Source organism: Serratia sp. CMO1, assembly GCF_015689115.1.
GTDB classification, from domain to species: Bacteria; Pseudomonadota; Gammaproteobacteria; order Enterobacterales; family Enterobacteriaceae; genus Serratia; species Serratia marcescens.
In genome coordinates, this window is record NZ_CP065032.1 from 3,670,670 (window position 1) to 3,688,852 (window position 18,183).

11 protein-coding genes and 1 pseudogene are annotated in these 18,183 nt (G+C 56.6%); 5 read left to right on the forward strand and 7 right to left on the reverse strand.

The window, feature by feature from the left end; all coding sequences use genetic code 11:
• Positions 1-9 precede the first annotated feature (9 nt).
• Positions 10-843 (reverse strand): enoyl-CoA hydratase/isomerase family protein, encoded by an 834-nt coding sequence (locus tag IT763_RS17545; protein ID WP_049299972.1) that lies wholly within the window; start codon positions 841-843, stop codon positions 10-12.
• Positions 844-965: 122 nt separating this feature from the next.
• On the opposite strand from IT763_RS17545, the gene IT763_RS17550 reads away from it, so the two are divergent.
• Positions 966-1,328, forward strand: coding sequence for a helix-turn-helix domain-containing protein (locus IT763_RS17550; protein WP_206194888.1), 363 nt, complete (start codon positions 966-968; stop codon positions 1,326-1,328).
• A gap of 10 nt (positions 1,329-1,338) precedes the next feature.
• Here the strand turns inward: IT763_RS17550 and IT763_RS17555 are convergent, their stop codons facing one another.
• Entirely contained in the window at positions 1,339-1,878 is a 540-nt protein-coding gene (locus IT763_RS17555; RefSeq protein ID WP_206194889.1) for a GNAT family N-acetyltransferase, read from the reverse strand.
• Between the two features lie 422 nt (positions 1,879-2,300).
• Between IT763_RS17555 and IT763_RS17560 the strand changes: the two genes are divergently transcribed.
• A complete protein-coding gene (locus tag IT763_RS17560; RefSeq protein ID WP_197836259.1) occupies positions 2,301-3,608 on the forward strand; it encodes a hypothetical protein in 1,308 nt (435 codons plus the stop codon).
• A 146-nt stretch (positions 3,609-3,754) separates the two neighbouring features.
• Here IT763_RS17560 and IT763_RS17565 read toward each other — a convergent pair.
• Positions 3,755-4,063: pseudogene (locus tag IT763_RS17565) on the reverse strand (tyrosine-type recombinase/integrase); the annotation flags it as partial.
• Positions 4,064-4,141: 78 nt separating this feature from the next.
• Between IT763_RS17565 and IT763_RS17570 the strand changes: the two are divergent.
• Positions 4,142-7,981 (forward strand): SIR2 family protein, encoded by a 3,840-nt coding sequence (locus IT763_RS17570; protein ID WP_206194890.1) that lies wholly within the window; start codon positions 4,142-4,144, stop codon positions 7,979-7,981.
• 340 nt (positions 7,982-8,321) lie between these two features.
• On the opposite strand, the gene guaA is transcribed toward IT763_RS17570, so the two are convergent.
• Both guaA and guaB read right to left on the reverse strand, forming a co-directional pair.
• Positions 8,322-9,899, reverse strand: a complete 1,578-nt coding sequence (gene guaA, locus IT763_RS17575) for a glutamine-hydrolyzing GMP synthase (protein ID WP_015378768.1) — start codon at positions 9,897-9,899, stop codon at positions 8,322-8,324.
• Positions 9,900-10,002: 103 nt separating this feature from the next.
• Complete coding sequence (gene guaB / locus IT763_RS17580; RefSeq protein ID WP_004941460.1) at positions 10,003-11,466, reverse strand: IMP dehydrogenase; 1,464 nt, start codon at positions 11,464-11,466, stop codon at positions 10,003-10,005.
• A 170-nt stretch (positions 11,467-11,636) separates the two neighbouring features.
• On the opposite strand from guaB, the gene xseA reads away from it, so the two are divergent.
• Positions 11,637-13,013 carry an exodeoxyribonuclease VII large subunit gene (gene xseA, locus IT763_RS17585; RefSeq protein ID WP_004941456.1) on the forward strand — a complete coding sequence of 459 codons (1,377 nt, stop codon included), beginning with the start codon at positions 11,637-11,639 and terminating at the stop codon, positions 13,011-13,013.
• Between the two features lie 3 nt (positions 13,014-13,016).
• Here the strand turns inward: xseA and IT763_RS17590 are convergent, their stop codons facing one another.
• Together IT763_RS17590 and IT763_RS17595 are read right to left on the reverse strand one after the other, a co-directional pair.
• Positions 13,017-15,383 carry a TIM-barrel domain-containing protein gene (locus tag IT763_RS17590; protein ID WP_176062787.1) on the reverse strand — a complete coding sequence of 789 codons (2,367 nt, stop codon included), beginning with the start codon at positions 15,381-15,383 and terminating at the stop codon, positions 13,017-13,019.
• Between the two features lie 11 nt (positions 15,384-15,394).
• Positions 15,395-16,705 carry an MFS transporter gene (locus IT763_RS17595; protein WP_016929747.1) on the reverse strand — a complete coding sequence of 437 codons (1,311 nt, stop codon included), beginning with the start codon at positions 16,703-16,705 and terminating at the stop codon, positions 15,395-15,397.
• 359 nt (positions 16,706-17,064) lie between these two features.
• Here IT763_RS17595 and IT763_RS17600 point away from each other — a divergent pair, with 359 nt between their 5' ends.
• On the forward strand, positions 17,065-18,147 hold the full coding sequence (locus IT763_RS17600) for a LacI family DNA-binding transcriptional regulator (protein WP_079450436.1): 1,083 nt from the start codon (positions 17,065-17,067) through the stop codon (positions 18,145-18,147).
• The last annotated feature ends 36 nt before the right edge of the window (positions 18,148-18,183 follow it).

Sequence of the window (18,183 nt, forward strand, 5' to 3'; positions counted from 1 at the left end):
TGTGGCCTCTTAGCAGGCAAGATGCCGCAGCAGGCCTTCAAGGTTGCGCTCCCCCTCCGGGGTTTGCGCACCGGCCTTCAGCCCGCCGCGAATCAACTGCTCCGCGGCCGGGCGTGCGAACAATCCCGCCCAGGCGTCGTGCTCGCGATAAAAACCGGCCTGCAGATCCGGTGCAGGCATCGCCTGCTTGGCCGCCGCAATCACCCCCGCAGGCAATGCCGCGATATTGCGCGCTAACCGATCGACGAAATCATCAAGCTCGGCAGCAGGCAAGGCGCGGTTAATCCAGCCATAACGCTCTGCGGTAGCGGCATCGATGAGATCGGCGCCCAGGATCACTTCCAGAGCGCGGCCGCGCGTCATTCGGCTCGTCAGATACTGCGTCGCGCCGCCGCCGGGCGTAATGCCCATCAAAGCCTCGCACTGGGCCAGCCCCGCCGCTTCCCGTGCAGCGAAAGCCATATCGGCCGCCGCCACAAACTCGGCGCCACCGCCGCGCGCCAGCCCGGCCAGCTTAACGAGAGTGACCTGCGGCTGGCTGCGCAGCAGTTCGCCAAACGCCTGGAACGGATTAAGCCCCTCCGGCGCGTTGCTCGCCAGTTCGTCGAAAGCGTGCGGCTCATCGATCAAGGTCATGTCGACATGAGCAATAAAGAATTCTGGGTTTGCGCTCTGGAACACCAACACCCGCGTATCCGGATCGTCACGCACCGCGAGCAATAAACGGCTGATTTCCGACATCAGCGCCACATCAAGTACGTTTACCGGTGGGTTATCGATAGCGATCGTCATCACGCCGTACGCATGAGACAGCCTGAGTTTGCTGAAATCTGTATCTGTCATCTCGATATCCTTTTATCTGGGGTACAAGTGCGGGTTATTCGCGCCGTGTTTCGAATGGTATACTTTGCATACTTGGCGTCAATTACGCACCTTAAGCATCCCAGGGATGCAGGAGGATACCGATGGATACGACCGACCTTGTTTACCGCGCCGACTGCCCAAGCCGCATCGTGCTCGATCAGATTGCCGATAAATGGTCCATGATGGTGCTGGAAGTGCTGCGCGAGCCGCAGCGTTTCAACGCCATCAAGCGCCGTCTGGATGGCGTTACGCAACGCGTGCTGACCCAGACCCTGCGCAAACTGGAACGCAACGGCATGGTGCATCGCAAAGTGTTGGACGGGCGGGTGCTTGGCGTCGAGTATTCGCTGACGCCGCTTGGCAAATCCCTGCAGGGACCGTTCTCGATACTGTTCGACTGGACGTTAGGGAATATCGAGGCGATTCAGGAGTGCCAGCAAAGATACGACGAGCAAAACAATTGAGGCTCGCGCCTCAATGCTCTGCGCGCAAAATGGCCGCTTGCATCCAGTAATCGCGGGCCTGACCACGCACCCGGCGGTATTGCCGCATTAAGCCTTCCCGCTGCATGCCCACACGCTCCAGGACGGCAATCGACAGGAGATTGCTATCAAGAACCGTAGCCTGAACGCGTTGCAGGCCCAGCGCAGTCTGCGCCCAGTGTATGACGGCCCTTGCCGCTGCCGTCGCCAGCCCCCTGCCGCAGTGGCGCAGGTCAAGATCGTAAGCAATTTCCGCCCGGCCATGCTCGCGGGATATCTCGTTCAACCCCACGGTGCCAAGCAAGCTGTCATTCGAATCCACAATGGCCCAACGAAGCGCGTCCCAGCCTGCGGCATAATCTGAAACAAGCTGCGCCAGATTCGCCGGCCCGACGTCGCCCCAGCAGGTATGTTCCGTGACGCCAGGCTGGCTCAAATACGCCGACCAGGCATCAACGTCATCCCGCACCAGCGGCCTTAAAGACGCCCCAAGCTCGTCAGGCAGAAAGATTTGTGTTGGCAAAACCGTCATAGCATCTCCGTCATACCGTTCACCATTCGGCTACTTACAAGTGCACGAGCTTGCCGAATTCGATAATCCTCGTACTGCAAAAATTCGGCTTCAATCAGCCAGAAATTGCTCGCCGACTGGAGCTCGAGTACCAAGCAGTATCCAAAGCTCTCCGCTCAATCCCTGATTGCTTTCGACTTCCGACAGCGTGAGTGCGTCAAGCAGCGTAATTGCATAGACGGCCGATTTTGTACGAGTCCTGGACATTTGACAATGAGTAGCCCGTGACCGGTGGCAACTTGTCCAGGGAGTTGGATCTTAGGTATACTTACAAAAAATGAGTTTCGAAGATACGTCACCGCTGACGATAGCTTTGGTTAGATCATAAAATCGCAATTGTTAGCTTTCAGAGCGTGTATTTCCTTTAGCTAATTGGATGTCTTATGGATGAATTTGCGTTAGAGAAGATGTCGGATCGTATTCATTATGGTAAGACCAAAAATTACTTCAAAGAGGTCTTGTCTTCATATCATAATGGAAACCACAGGTCGGCAGTTGTTATGCTCTGGTCAGTGGCTGTATGTGATCTTGTGTACAAGCTGCAGAGTCTGATTGATTTATATGATGATGCTTCGGCTAAATTAATATTGACAGAGATGAGTAAAATCCAGCAAGAAGACCAAAAGTCTGCGGCGTGGGAAGTTAAACTGATTGATGATGTGTATGATAAAACACACCTTCTGGACAGTTCTGAGTATGAAAATTTAAGGTACCTTCAAAAGCAAAGGCACCTCTCTGCTCATCCTGTTCTTAATAGAGAACGGGACCTGCATTCGCCTAACAAGGAAACCGTTAGGTCTCTACTTCGTAATACCTTGACTGATGTATTAACAAAGCCTCCATTTTACACTCAGCATATTATCAAGGAACTCCTCATGGATGTTGCTGAGTCTAGTGAAATGTTGAGTGACAGGGCGAAGGTAAAGAAGTACATTGTCAGTCGTTACCTTGAACGAGCAACTCCATCAGTTGAATTGAGTATTTTTCGTCAGCTGTGGAAATTTGTATTCAGGCTTGAGGATGAGAATTGCATTAAGAACCGGTTAATCAACCTGTACGTTCTAGAGGTAGTGGCAGCTCGTAATAAAGCCGCTCTTGCCGATACGGTAAAAGGTGATGCTGATTATTATAGCAATGTCGCCAGCTCAGAACTCCCACTGCAATATTTGACATTCTTTATCTCTAATAACCCAGAACTATTTCCCGTCTTAAGTGAGGCAGCTCGCCTGAAGGTAGAGCATTGTATTTCTGAGGATGATGTAGGGAAAGTTATAGGGTGGTTTATTAAAGAAAGCGTCATGAAGCATGGTGATGACTTAGAGGACTGGATCAAAAATGATTCGCCGGTCATTAGCCCATCTCAATTCGACTACATTTTTCAGATTTCTGATACTGAAGAGTGGCAAGAAAAATTTTGCAATATAGCCGCCACTTATTATGGCGTAAGTGGAAGCTACGCTCAAGCTGACTCCCGCTTTCAAGTGGCAATACCTCAGTATATTAAATTCTTTAACAAGGCGGCAATTAAGTACCTCGCGGAAAAAATTGAAAATAATAGTCAGTGCCACGATAGGAACAAGGCTCGCCACGATTACGTTATCATCAAAGCGCGCATAGATGAATTGTTTGGTGCTGAGTTTGATTACACTAAATACTACTGGTTTAGTCGCAAACTAGGTCTTGCAGACTAGTATAAAAATATTTATATTTCAATTGATTGGATTTTTTAGGTGGCTGCCCTCCGTTGTTAAGGGCAGCTTTGGGTTGTGGACTCAACCGGTCGACGCAACAGAAATCGCTCCACAGGCGTTTCGTAGTCTAGTGTTTGCCGAGGTTTCTTAAGCGTCCATTCATCAATCATATCGGCCCAATCCTGCAACACCGCACGACGCTGATCCCGGTACTCAGCCTTGTTCTATACCGCACGCCCCCCTTTCTGTTCGTGAGCTAAACACTTTTCGATCCAGTCAGAGTTATAGCCCACCTCATGCAACAGCGTACTTGCCGTGCGTCGTAGGTCGTGGGGATCGAACTTTCCTAGTGGCCCCCCTTCCTTTTGGGCAAGGTGATAGGTGAGAGTCAGTACTTGGTTGATCGTAGCCGCGCTCATTGGTAAATCGGAGCCGTAGCGTGACGGCAGAACGTAGGTTCTAATCAAAACTTTAACCACTAAGAGGCTGGTTTTGGTAGCCTAAACATAAACGTAGAGTGCGGAGGAAAGGATTTGCGATTTTTAGCCGACGGACCATCAATCCCTGATGATCTCCTTCTTGCCAGAGATCAGGGCCGAGTGATTTTCTTTTGCGGGGCAGGCGTATCCCGAGCGCGTGCTCAATTACCAGATTTCTTTGGCTTAGCAAGTCAAGTAGTTGCTAGGCTTGGTGTCGACACAAATAGTCCTGCCTATAGACTAATACAAGAAGCTAGAGAGATTGACCAGCGTGTTGGCATACCCGGCGTCATATCTGCTGACCGTGTTTTCGGGCTTCTAGAGAGAGACTTTGACTCACGCGATATCGAGGAGGCGGTAGCATCTGCACTAAAACCTCCTGCGGATTGCGATCTGACTGCGCACAGGATTTTGCTAGACTTAGCAACGACGCCAAAAGGCACTGTTCAATTAGTCACGACGAACTTCGACAGATTGTTTGATGACTGCGGGCGAAATCTTCGTGTATGGCAACCACCGAGGTTACCGAACCCTTCACTTCCAAATGAGATCAACGGAATAGTTTATCTCCATGGCCGTTCAACGCCAACGTATACAGCTGCTGAGAATGATGGCTTTGTTCTCTCAAGTTCAGAATTTGGTCGTGCATATCTATCGGACGGATGGGCAACAACCTTCATTCGTGAAATACTTGGAAAATATATTGTTGTATTTGTTGGGTATACGGCCGACGATCCTCCAGTTCAATACCTGCTTGAAGCTTTGCGTAAAACCTCAGGGAATCGCGAAAAAGCTTATGCTTTCCAATCTGGCGACCATGACGATGCCATCGCACGATGGCGGCACAAAGGTGTTGAGGCCATTCCATATAGTCCAGATGATGCACATGCTGCCTTATGGCAATCTCTTGATGCTTGGGCAGAGCGAGCCCGTAATCCTGATGCCTGGTTCACAAAAGTTATCGAAACATCTAAAAAAGGACCGACAGCGCTTCAGCCTCATGAGCGGGGTCAGGTGACACATGTTATTTCAACCTATGAGGGTGTAAAGAGGTTCTGCGAGGGGGAGGTTCTTCCCCCTGCTGAATGGCTTTGTGTGTTCGACAAATACCGAAGATTCGCAAGGCCGGTTAATTCCATCTCACTTAGTAGCAAAGAACCCTATATTGATCCATTCGATCTATACGGCCTTGATTCAGACCCCCTGCCGACTAAACCAGATCCTGAAGATAATTATGCCAAGCGAGAAACACCATCTAATGCGTGGGATGCTTTCGAACTTAATCATCTTGATAAAGCAGCGATCCGCGATGAAAATCTTACTGCGTTTCGCGGTCATTGGGCTAATCATTGCCCACGTATAGTTCCGCGCATAGATAAATTAGGCTTATGGCTCGCAAAGGTTTGCGACCAGCCTGCTGCAGTATGGTGGGCATCCCATCAATCGTCACTTAATCAGAACATTCAACGGCTCATCTCTTGGGAGCTAGAGCGAAGCAATCACCCAATACGTCAGAACGTTCGTAACTCTTGGCGGTTGCTTTTTGAAACCTGGAGCCACGTCGAAGACTTTTATCAAGAGTGGTATAACCTGCAAGATGTCATTAAGGTTGGGGGATGGAGTAGCGCTTTAGTTAGGCGGTTTGGAGAGGTGCTCCGGCCCCACCTTTATGCAAGGCCTTCTTCCAAGAATACATCGAAGCCGCCCGAAGTAGAGACCGCTCAGGCAGATGAAGAGCACTTGCTGTGGATGGACGTTAAATATCCTGAAAAGCACGAAAAAATCACTGTTCCTGATGAATGGTGTTCAGCAATTGTTAAAGCCCTACGACAGAATCTCGAACTGGCTCTTGCACTTGAACAAGAAATTGGTGGCTACGGCCTTAGAAATATTAGCCCATTAGTCAAGGATAATATTGAAGATGTCGACGACTATCACCGAACGCATGGGCTTTCTGCATTAGTTATACAATTTTCTGAGCTGTTCACACAACTGGTTCAAATTAATAAATCTGCAGCTAAACGAGAGTTTTTATCATGGCCTACGGAAGATGACACTATTTTTGCTCGGCTACGAATATGGGCATCAGGAAAGAAAAGTATTTTTTCAGATAATGAATTTGGACTATTCATATCGTCTTTAAGCAATACCACATTCTGGGATAGTTACCATCAACGAGACCTATTACTGGTCATCTCAGAGCGATGGAAGAAACTCAGTAGAGCATCGCGTAAGTTAATCGAACAAAAGCTGTTGGTAGGTCCAAAGCGATGGCAGCGCGAGAAGATTGCTGCATTCGATAGTAGACGAGCCTGGTCGATTCTAAATCGCATTCAGTGGCTTCAAAACTCAGAATGCAAGCTGTCAGCCAGCACCCGTAAACAAGCGAAACTGCTCCGTGCTGCTGTGCCCGACTGGAAAGAGGATTATGGCGGAAGGGCTGCTGAATCATTGGAAAGTCGGACTGGATGGGTCAGGACTAACACCAGTCATGAGGAACTAGCAGAAATCCCCCTTTCACTAGTACTTCTGCGAGCGAAGGAACGTAGTGGTCGATCAGACGATTTTCTTGTCGAGAACGATCCTTTTTCCGGCCTGGCCGCTCAACGCCCTACGCGCGCTTTTGCTGCGTTGACCTATGCCGCCAAACGAGGGAATTTTCCAAATTGGGCATGGCAACGGTTCCTTACTTTAGAGGCACGGAAAAATGACAAGGCAAGATTAGTTTGGTTGATTGCCCAACGACTATCTCGTTATACAAATGTGCAGCTTGCAACGATTCTCCACCCCGCGACCGATTGGCTACAAAATGCCAGTACGAAGCTAAGTAAAGACCACCTTCTTATTTTCGACCGCATTTTGAGTAAGCTGGTTGGCGTCCTCCGTGAATACCCGAACGAAAGTCGTTCGGGGATTATTCGAGGTTCCAAGGAACCAGACTGGGCTATGGAAGCAATTAATTCTCCGACAGGTAAGATCGCACAGGTGCTTTTTAACGATCCCCGCACGGATAATCTCAATCACAATCAAGGTATTCCTTCCGAATGGCTTGTTCACGCTGAAGCTCTATTGGCGCTTCCAGGCGACTTGCGCAGACATGCGATTGTGATCTTTTTCCACAACCTCACTTGGTTTTTCGCTGTCGATACAAAATGGACAGAGCATTACTTATTACCTGCGCTTCAGAGTAACGACAGTGGCGATCGCGACGCAGCATGGTCAGGCTTCTTGTGGAGGGCGAGAACTCCAAATCGAGAGCTCTTTATGCGGTTGAAGAATGACATGTTGCAGTTCGCCGTTAACCCTCTCCCATCGCGACGCTCATATGGTGAAATCATCGCAGGTATGATCCTTGCCGGGTGGAGAACTGTCGACGACATCACCGGCGAGCGTTGTATCTCTAATGACGAGATGCGCAGCTTACTATTGGCAGTCGATGACGAGTTTCGATCACGAGTACTATGGCAGGCTCAACGATGGTCTGACGAGATAAACGAAAACTCACACGAACGATGGAAAAGACAGCTTCCCGAACTGCTGCAGATTTGGCCGCGCCAACTTTCAGCCAGAACCCCCAACACGTCGGCTCGCTTTTGCGAATTGGCTTTCTCCAGTGGCGATGAATTTCCTACCATAGCTGCATTGGTTTTGCCGTTCTTGGGCAGAATCGAAAGTGACCATTTGATGTTACCAGAACTTCGTCGATCAGGAGGCAACATAGTAGACCGGTACCCAGAACAGGCGCTGGCTTTACTTCATGCCGTTCTACCAGACAACGCGTTAGCATGGCCATATGGAACAGAAGAGATATTGAAACAAATAGAAGAAGCGAACAACTCGCTAAATAGCGACAATAGGTTAATTTCTCTGAAGCGACGATGGGACGCAAGGTGATACACGACATTCCAACATGATTCGAGAATATAATTGTCTTTCTGTTCTTTGCATCATTACCCTTGTTGAAAGGCATTATCGTCGGAGAGATAAATGCAGTCATCCATGATGCCCGAGACGAATTGCGATCTTAATGCCACGAATACTCAAACCCCATGCCTTACCAGGGGTGGCTGAAACGCTTTCCCGATACTATGCCAGCGTCATGTAGCTAGCCATAGTATCGGCGACTTTTTCATGGCATGCCTTTCGGATGCCATGAAAAATACCGTTGATGATATGGGGTATATTGTCATTAACCCTAAGTTACCAATATAAAATCAATAACTTACAAACAGCATCACTCCCACTCAATCGTCGCCGGCGGCTTGCCGCTGATGTCGTACACCACGCGGGAGATACCGTCCACTTCGTTGATGATGCGGTTGGAGACGCGGCCGAGGAAGTCATACGGCAGGTGCGCCCAGTGCGCGGTCATGAAGTCGATGGTTTCTACCGCACGCAGGGAGACCACCCAGTCGTATTTGCGGCCGTCGCCCATCACGCCGACCGAACGCACCGGCAGGAACACGGTGAACGCCTGGCTGACTTTGTTGTACAGGTCGGCTTTGTGCAGCTCTTCGATGAAGATGGCGTCGGCGCGGCGCAGCAGATCGCAGTACTCTTTCTTCACTTCGCCCAGCACGCGCACGCCCAGACCCGGGCCCGGGAACGGGTGACGGTACAGCATGTCGTACGGCAGGCCCAGCTCCAGGCCGATCTTGCGCACTTCGTCTTTGAACAGCTCTTTCAGCGGCTCAACCAGGCCCAGCTTCATCTCTTTCGGCAGGCCGCCCACGTTGTGGTGCGACTTGATCACGTGCGCTTTGCCGGTGGCGGAAGCGGCGGATTCGATCACGTCCGGATAGATGGTGCCCTGCGCCAGCCATTTCACCTGCTCTTGCTTGCAGGCTTCTTCGTCGAACACTTCAACGAACACGCGGCCGATGATTTTACGCTTGGCTTCCGGCTCGTCCACGCCCGCCAGTGCCGTCAGGAAGCGGTTTTCCGCCTCGACGTGCACGATGTTCAGGCCGAAGTGGTCGCCGAACATTTCCATCACCTGCTTGGCTTCGTTCAGGCGCAGCAGGCCGTTGTCGACAAACACGCAGGTCAGGCGTTTGCCGATGGCGCGGTGCAGCAGCATCGCGGTCACGGAGGAGTCAACGCCGCCGGACAGACCGAGGATCACGTGGTCCTCACCCACCTGCTCGCGGATGCGCTCGACCGCATCTTCGATAATGGTGGCCGGCGTCCACAGGGCTTCACACTGGCAGATGTCCAGTACGAAGCGCTCCAGCATGCGCTGGCCCTGACGGGTGTGGGTCACTTCCGGGTGGAACTGCACGCCGTAGAAGCGTTTTTCTTCGTTGGCCATAATGGCGAACGGGCAGGTGTCGGTGCTGGCGACGGTCACGAAGTCGGACGGGATCGCGGTCACTTTGTCGCCGTGGCTCATCCACACGTCCAGCAGCGGTTTGCCGGCCGGGCTGATGGCGTCTTCGATGTCGCGCAGCAGCGCGCTCTCGTTGACGATTTCCACCTGCGCGTAGCCGAACTCGCGTTCGTTGGAGCCCTGCACATGGCCACCCAGCTGCATCGCCATGGTCTGCATGCCGTAGCACACGCCCAGCACCGGCACGCCGGCGTTGAACACGTAGTCAGGGGCGCGCGGGCTGCCGGCTTCGGTGGTGCTTTCCGGGCCGCCGGACAGGATGATGCCGCTTGGGTTGAATTCGCGGATCTGCGCTTCGCTAACGTCCCAGGCCCACAGTTCGCAGTAAACGCCGATTTCGCGCACGCGGCGGGCGACCAGTTGGGTGTATTGCGAACCGAAGTCCAGTATGAGGATGCGATGCTTATGGATATTTTGTGTCATGTGAGGCGAATTCCAGCAACAAGAGAAAAAGAGCGAAAATGTATGTTTTCGGGATGGGGCTTGGCGCCCCACCCCGGCCTCTCACTCAGGAGAGGTTAAGGCATCAGCCCATGCGGTAGTTCGGTGACTCTTTGGTGATGGTCACGTCGTGCACGTGGCTTTCCTGAATGCCGGCGCCGCTGATGCGCACGAACTCCGCCTTGGTGCGCAGATCGTCGATGGTGGCGCAGCCGGTCAGGCCCATGCAGGAGCGCAGGCCGCCCATCTGCTGGTGCACGATGGCTTTCAGCATGCCTTTATAGGCCACGCGGCCTTCGATACCTTCCGGCACCAGTTTGTCGGCGGCGTTATCGGTTTGGAAGTAACGGTCGGAAGAGCCTTTGGACATCGCGCCCAGCGAGCCCATGCCGCGGTAAGATTTGAACGAACGGCCCTGATACAGCTCGATTTCGCCCGGAGATTCTTCGGTGCCCGCCAGCATGGAGCCGACCATCACGCAAGAGGCGCCCGCGGCGATCGCTTTGGCGATATCGCCGGAGAAGCGGATGCCGCCGTCGGCGATAACCGGAATACCGGTGCCTTCCAGCGCTTCCACCGCGTCGGCGATGGCGGTGATCTGCGGCACGCCTACGCCGGTCACGATGCGGGTGGTACAGATGGAGCCAGGGCCGATACCCACTTTCACCGCGCTCACGCCGGCTTCAGCCAGCGCTTTGGCGCCCGCCGCGGTCGCGACGTTGCCGCCGACGATCTGCAGATCCGGGTATTTGGCGCGGGTTTCGCGGATGCGCTGCAACACGCCTTCGGAGTGGCCATGCGAGGAGTCGATCAGCAGGACGTCAACGCCCGCCGCCACCAGCGCATCAACGCGCTCTTCGTTGCCGGCGCCGGCGCCGACCGCCGCGCCCACGCGCAGACGGCCGTGCTCGTCTTTACAGGCGTTCGGCTTACGTTCCGCTTTTTGGAAGTCTTTAACGGTGATCATGCCCAGCAGGTGGAAGCTGTCGTCCACCACCAGCGCTTTCTCTACGCGCTTTTCGTGCATCTTCTGCAGCACCACGTCGCGCGCTTCACCTTCTTTCACGGTGACCAGGCGATCTTTCGGCGTCATCACCGCAGTGACCGGCTGGGTCAGATCGGTCACGAAACGCACGTCGCGGCCGGTGATGATGCCGACCAGCTCGTTGTCTTCGGTAACGACCGGGTAACCGGCGAAGCCGTTGCGCGCGGTCAGCTCTTTCACTTCCTGCAGCGTGGTGGCCGGAGTAACGGTCTGCGGGTCGGTGACTACGCCGCTTTCATGTTTCTTCACGCGGCTGACTTCTTCAGCCTGGCGCTCGATGGACATGTTTTTGTGGATGAAGCCCAGGCCGCCTTCCTGCGCCAGCGCGATGGCCAGGCCGGATTCGGTAACGGTATCCATGGCTGCGGACAGCATAGGGATGTTCAGGCGGATGGTTTTGGTCAGTTGAGTGCCGAGCTCTGCAGTGTTAGGCAGAACCGTGGAGTGGGCTGGAACCAGGAGGACGTCGTCAAACGTCAGAGCTTCTTTAGCGATACGTAGCATGGGCAATATCTCACCAGGGTGGGCTGTGAAAAAGATAAAATATTGCCGCGGCATTATACAGAGCGGAATCGGTTGCCTCCAGCACTTTCTTACAAAAAGTCTTGATTACCTTTTTCAGCCATGTAGTATCGACCAATTAAGTGATTGTTTTGAAATTTGATCTGGGTCACATGTCGCTACCTGTTTCGCCTTCCATTTTTACCGTAAGCCGCCTCAATCAGACGGTTCGCCAACTGCTGGAAAGGGAAATGGGGCAGATTTGGCTCTCCGCCGAGATCTCCAACCTCTCCCAGCCCGCCTCCGGCCACTGGTATTTCACGCTGAAAGACGATCGCGCCCAGGTGCGCTGCGCGATGTTCCGCAACAGCAACCGCCGCGTCACCTTCCGGCCGCAAAACGGCCAGCAGGTCCTGGTGCGCGCCAGCATCACGCTGTATGAACCGCGCGGCGACTACCAGCTGATCGCCGAGAGCATGCAACCCGCCGGCGACGGCCTGCTGCAGCAACAGTTCGAGCAGCTGAAACAGCGCCTGAGCGCCGAAGGGCTGTTCGATCAGCAGTTCAAGCAGCCGCTGCCCGCGCCGGCCAAACGCGTCGGGGTGATCACCTCCGCCAGCGGCGCGGCGCTGCACGATATTCTGCAGGTCTTGCAGCGGCGCGATCCGTCGCTGCCGATCGTCATCTACCCCACCTCGGTGCAGGGCGCGGAAGCGCCGATGCAGATCGTGCGCGCCATCGAGGCCGCCAACCGCCGCGATGAATGCGACGTGCTGATCGTCGGCCGCGGCGGCGGTTCGCTGGAAGATCTGTGGAGCTTCAACGACGAACGCGTGGCGCGGGCGATCTTCGCCAGCCGCATTCCGATCGTCAGCGCCGTCGGCCATGAAACCGACGTCACCATCGCCGACTTCGTCGCCGACCTGCGCGCGCCAACCCCATCCGCCGCCGCCGAACTGGTCAGCCGCAATCAGCTTGAGCTGTTGCGCCAGCTGCAGTCGCAGCAGCAGCGGCTGGAGATGGCGATGGATTACTACCTGGCGCAGCGCCAGCAGCAGTTCACCCGCATTCACCACCGTTTACAGCAGCAGCATCCGCATCTGCGCCTGGCGCGTCAGCAGACGCTATTGTTCAAGCTACAGCGCCGGATGGAAGACGGCATGCAGCAACAGCTGCGCCTGGCCGCCCGCCGCAGCGAGCGCGCCCAGCAGCGGCTGGCGCAGGTGCAGCCGCAGGGCCGCATTCACCGCTACCAACAGCGCGTGCAGCAGCAGGAATACCGTCTGCAGCAGGCGATGGAGCGGCAGCTCAACGCCTACCGCCAGCGCTTCGGCGTGGCCTGCAGCCAACTGGAGACCGTCAGCCCGCTGGCGACGCTGGCGCGCGGCTACAGCGTGACGCAAACTCCGCGCGGCGAGCTGCTGAAAACCACCAAGCAGGCGCAGGTCGGCGAACTGCTGAAAACCCGCCTGCAGGACGGCTGGGTGGAAAGTGAGGTGAAAACCATCACCGTCGCCAAAAAGCCGCGCAAGAAGCGCGCGGCCGAGTAAGCCCTACTCCAGCGTAAAACGCTCGCCCGGTTCGCCGTTCACCCACAGCGCGCGCGTTTCGCCTTCCGGCAGACTGAGTAGCAGCGTGCGCCAGGCCGGGCGGAAACGCCCTTCCGTCGTGATATCCAGCATGATGCGCTGAGGGTCGCAGCGCATTTCCCAGCGCAGCCACAGCGCATCGCCCTGCCGCCAGCCGTCGCTTTCACCGTCGTCCTCAAACAACAGCCCGCTGCTTGCGCCGCAGCCCTTGAGCGGAAACAGCCGCAGCTCGCGCCGATCGTCGGCGGCCACGTCCACATGCGCCAGCCGCTGCGACAGCGGTAGCGCCGCCCCGGCGCGCACCAGCAGCGGCAGACGCTCCAGCGGCGCCGCCAGCGTCACCGTCTGGCCGCCGCCGAACCACTGGCCGCTGTAGAAGCAGTACCAGCCTTCGCCGTTATCCGGCAGATACACCGATCGGCGACGCTGCCCCGGTTCCACCACGCTGGCCACCAACAGATCGCGGCCGATCAGAAAATCGTCGTTTTCGCCAAAGGTGCGCACATCCTGTTCGTGATCGAGAAAAGTCGGGCGCAGCATCGGCTCGTCGTCGGCGCAGGCCTGCCACAGCAAGGTGTAGAAATACGGCAGCAGCCGGTAACGCAAGTTGATCGCCTCGCGCACCGCCGGGGTGGCGCTCGGATACATCCAGGGCTCGTTGACCGTGGCGTCGTCGTTCCAGGAGTGGATGGTGAAACGCGGATGCATCACGCCGTTTTGTACCCAGCGCACCAGCAGCTCCGCGTCCGGCTTGTCGCCGGAGAAGCCGCCGACGTCGTGGCCGAGGTTATACAGCCCGGACAGGCTCATGCCCAGCCCCATGCGGATGTTGTAGCGCAGCGTCTGCCAACTGGTGCGGTTGTCGCCGCTCCAGGTCTGCACGTAGCGCTGCATGCCGGCGCAGCCGGAGCGCGAGATCAAGTACGGCCGCCGCTGCGGCGCGAAGCGCTGCTGGGCCTCCATCGAGGCGCGCATCATCAGCAATGGCATCACCGGTCGGATATGCTTGATGGCGATCGGGCGCCCGAAGCCGTGGCAGCGCGCTTCGCCGTCCCACACTTCATATTCGTTGTTGTCATTCCAGGTGGAATCGATGCCCATCTCCAGCAGCTGCTGCGTGACACCCTGCTGCCACCAGCGCACCGTCGCCGGATTGGTGAAGTCGAGGTGCGATCCTTCGTCGTCCCAGAAGCTGGAGCGTTCCGGCGCGTCGCTTTGCGAATCGCGGATAAACAACCCCTGCGCCGCCACCGCCTGATACTGCGGGTGATCCTGCAGCAGGCACGGCTTGATGTTGGCCGCCAGCCTGAGGCCGGCGTCGTGAAACGCCTGGCTGAGCAGCTTGGGCTGCGGCACCTTGTCGTAGTTCCAGTTGAACACGTAGCGCTTGTTGTTGATCGAGGTGTAGCCCGACGACAGCTGGAAAGAGTCGCAGGGAATGGCGTGCTGGCGGCACAGCGCAATGAACTGTTGCAGCTGCTGCTGGGCGTCCGGCGCGTCGGTGTAGTGCATGGTCGAGCCGCTGTAGCCCAGGCTCCACTTCGGCCCGAAGTGGGTGCGGCCGGTCAGGCGCACGAACGCCTTGGTGACGTCCAATACCTTCGGCCCGAGGAACAGGTAGTAATCCAGATCGCCCGCTTCGGCCTGATAGCGGCGATAGGCCGTATGGTAGTTGTCTATCTCGTTGCCCAGATCCAGCCAGCAGCTGCTCAGGTTATCGTAGAACAGGCCAAAGCTCGCCTCCGGCCCACGGGTGATGGTGAACGGAATGTGTTTGTACAGCGGATCGGTGCTGGCCGCGTTGTACCCCATGGCGTCCAGATTGCGCATCTCGAAGCGGCGGCCGGTGCGCTCCAGATCGCCGGTTTTCTCCCCCAGGCCGTAATAGCGCTCATCGGCGAAGCGGCGTTGGTAGTGCGCCACGCCGTCGCCGTGCGCATTGAGCAGGTAGGCGCTGGTTGGCCGATCCGCCGCCAGCGGCCGCCACTCGCCAGCGGCATTGCAATGCTCCCATTCCAACCACAGCGGCTGATGCACCGTCACGCGCAGCAGCGGCGTGCTGACCACCAGCCGACCGCTCTCCTGGCGCAGCTGATAGCCCGGCAGGCTGAAGCCGGCGACGCTGAGCCGTTCGCGCCCTTCCCAAGGCACATCCTCCTGCGGCGCGATGCTCCAGGTGCGATCCAGCGCCAGCTCGCCGTTGCGCTTGATCAACACGCGGAACAAACCGTCTTCCAACACGTACAGACAGAAACGGTGACGTTCATCGACCAGCAGCTCGACATGGTCGGCATGCTGCGCCGCCAGCGTCCAATTTTTCAAGGTTTTCATAAATATCCCACTTAGCTGTGTGAAGGGGTTTTCTTACCGCCGCGCTCGGCGATCAGGGCAATCAGGAACACAGCGCCGATCAGATCGAAGAAGCCCATGGCGATAAACAGCGGGTTGAAGCCGATGGTGTCGGACACCGCGCCGATCAGCAGCGTGAACAGGAAGCTGGCGATCCAGGCGCTGGAGCCGCGCATGCCGTTGACCGTCGCCATCTGGTTTTTATCGAACGACTCCACCACCAGCGCGCTGAGCATGCAGGAGATCACCTGGTGGCCGAAGCCGCCGATCGAGATCAGCGCGATCGCCACATAGGGATTTTGGGTGATCGCGACGAACGCCAGCGACACCATCAGGAAAGCGCCGGTCACCGAGCTGGCGACCACCGAGTTGACGCGGCTGCAGCCGAACCATTTGCGATACAGGGTGGTGAGATAGCCGCTGGCGACGCTGCCGATATCTGCCGCCAGGAACGGCAGCCAGGCGAACATCGCGATCTGTTTCAGATCCATGCCGCGTTCGGTGGCCAGGTACAGCGGCACCCAGAAACTGAATACCGCCCAGGCCGGCTCGGCGAGAAAGGCCGGGATGGCGATGCCGTAAAACTTCTTGTTCTTGCACAGGCTGGCCAGCGAAGTGAAGAACGGCAGCTTCGGCAACACCGGCTCGTTGTCTTCGCGGATCAGATCCAACTCCTGCTGGCTAAGGTTCGGGTGCTGCTGCGGCGAGTGGTAGAACAGCCACCACAGCACTACCCAGATCAGCGCCAACCCGCCGGAGAACAGGAATGCCCCCTGCCAGCCGAAGGAGACGTGAGCGATGACAATGATCGGCGGCGCCAGCATGGCGCCGATGGAGAAACCGACGCCCGCCCAGCCGGCGGCGATCGGCCGCTCCTTTTTCGGGAACCAGTCGGAGATCGCCTTGGCGTTGGCCGGGGTGGCCGCCGCCTCCGCGCCCCCCATGAAGAAGCGCAGAATGGCCAATTGCAGCCAGCTGCCGGCGCCGGCGTGCAGCATGCATACCACCGCCCAAATGCCGGCGCAGATCAGAAAGCCCATCTTCAGGCCGATAACGTCGATCAGCCAGCCGCAGATCGGCTGGAACACTGTGTAGGCCAGCTGGAACGACGCCACTACCCAGGCATATTGCTCGGTGCTCATGTTCAGGCTGGATTTCAGCTCCGGCGCCAGAATGCCCAGCGAGTTGCGGGTGATGTAGTTGACCGTCACGCCCAGCAAGAACAGCGCCAGCATCCACCAGCGCAGCGATTTGAACTTGCGCCGGCCGCTCTGCGCGACCGCCTGATTGATCTCCACACTCATCGGTTCTCTCCCCGCGGCGGCCGGCTACGGCGACGCGCGTTTTGGTAGGGTACGTTGTGCTATCAAACACGGGACGGTGAAAACGGATCGGCGCCGTATCATTTGCCGACAGACAATCACAACCCCATGATTTATTTTTTGTTTTCTTTTTCGCACACCGTTAAAATTGGACTGACAGGTCGTTAAAATTGGTGTACCAATGCAGACTACTCAGCGATAGCGCACAGCGAAACGGGGTTTTTTGCAAAGATTTTCACTGGCGGGTGAAAAAATAGCCATAATGACCGTTAAATCCGGTCAAGACGCTGAAAATACGCAGTGAAAATATTCTCATGGACGAATTTGAAGGAGATCACAAAATGAACGGAAAGCTGAAAATCCAGGAGATCGCCCGCCAAACCGGGCTGTCGATCAGCACCGTTTCCCGCGTGCTGGCCGGCAAGGCCAACACCAGCGCCGAGGCGCGCCGCAAGGTGTTGGACTGTGCGCAACAAAATGGCATTCTGCAGGGCATTTCCAGCGGCCGGCTGATGCTGAACAACGTGATGGTGTTCGCGCCGCAGCGCGCGTTCGACGTGCGCACCGACATCTTCTACTACAAGGTCATTCAGGGCATTGCCGCCGCGCTGATGGAGCACGAGGTGCGCATCCGCTACTGCGGGCTGGAAGAGCAACACAGCGACGGCGCGCTGTTTCTGGAAAAGATGAGCGATCCGCACACCGAAGCGGCGCTGATCATCGGCATCGACGACGAGCATATCCATACCCTGGCCGCCGATCTGCCCAAGCCCTGCGTGCTGATCAACTGCAGCGATCGGCAGATGCGGCTGGACAGCGTCTCGCCGGATCATCAGCTGATCGGCGATTACTCCGCCAGCTACCTGTTCCAGCAGGGGCACAGCCATATTCTCAACCTGCAGTGTCTGCGCCGCCACACCATGGAGCTGCGGCTGGCGGGCATCCGGCAGGCCTACGCCCGACATCATCTGCCGTTCGACGACGGCCGCCATCTGATCACCACCTCCGGCTTCGGCGGCGAAGAGGCCGAGCAGGCGCTGACCACCTATCTCAACGGCATCCACGGTCACGCCCCGCTGCCGACGGCGATCCTGGCCGGCGGCGACTACATGGCGGTCGGGGCGGTCAAGGCGCTCAACAAGCGGGGGCTGAACGTGCCAGGCGACGTGTCGGTGATGAGCACCGACGGCTTCAACCTGGCGGAAATCCATGACGTGCCGCTGACCTCGGTGCAGGTGCCGCGCGACGAACTGGGTTACGAAGCGATCCAACTGCTGCAGCGGCGCATGCTGCGCGCCGACGCGCCGCCGTGCAATCTGCTGCTGCACGGCCGGCTGGCGGTGCGCGCCTCGGTGCGGCGCATCAGCCCGCACAAGACCGCGCCGGCGGTGAGCACGCATGACCACAGGCTTTATGACGAGTAGGCTACACTTAGGCACAGTGCATTCATTAGATGAGGT

Bases quoted from the DNA above. Each gene is read 5' to 3' on its own strand.
- IT763_RS17545 (WP_049299972.1), bottom strand. From the start codon at position 843: ATGACAGATACAGATTTCAGCAAACTCAGGCTGTCTCATGCGTACGGC.
- IT763_RS17550 (WP_206194888.1), top strand. From the start codon at position 966: ATGGATACGACCGACCTTGTTTACCGCGCCGACTGCCCAAGCCGCATC.
- IT763_RS17555 (WP_206194889.1), bottom strand. From the start codon at position 1,878: ATGACGGTTTTGCCAACACAAATCTTTCTGCCTGACGAGCTTGGGGCG.
- IT763_RS17560 (WP_197836259.1), top strand. From the start codon at position 2,301: ATGGATGAATTTGCGTTAGAGAAGATGTCGGATCGTATTCATTATGGT.
- guaA (WP_015378768.1), bottom strand. From the start codon at position 9,899: ATGACACAAAATATCCATAAGCATCGCATCCTCATACTGGACTTCGGT.
- guaB (WP_004941460.1), bottom strand. From the start codon at position 11,466: ATGCTACGTATCGCTAAAGAAGCTCTGACGTTTGACGACGTCCTCCTG.
- xseA (WP_004941456.1), top strand. From the start codon at position 11,637: ATGTCGCTACCTGTTTCGCCTTCCATTTTTACCGTAAGCCGCCTCAAT.
- IT763_RS17590 (WP_176062787.1), bottom strand. From the start codon at position 15,383: ATGAAAACCTTGAAAAATTGGACGCTGGCGGCGCAGCATGCCGACCAT.
- IT763_RS17595 (WP_016929747.1), bottom strand. From the start codon at position 16,705: ATGAGTGTGGAGATCAATCAGGCGGTCGCGCAGAGCGGCCGGCGCAAG.
- IT763_RS17600 (WP_079450436.1), top strand. From the start codon at position 17,065: ATGAACGGAAAGCTGAAAATCCAGGAGATCGCCCGCCAAACCGGGCTG.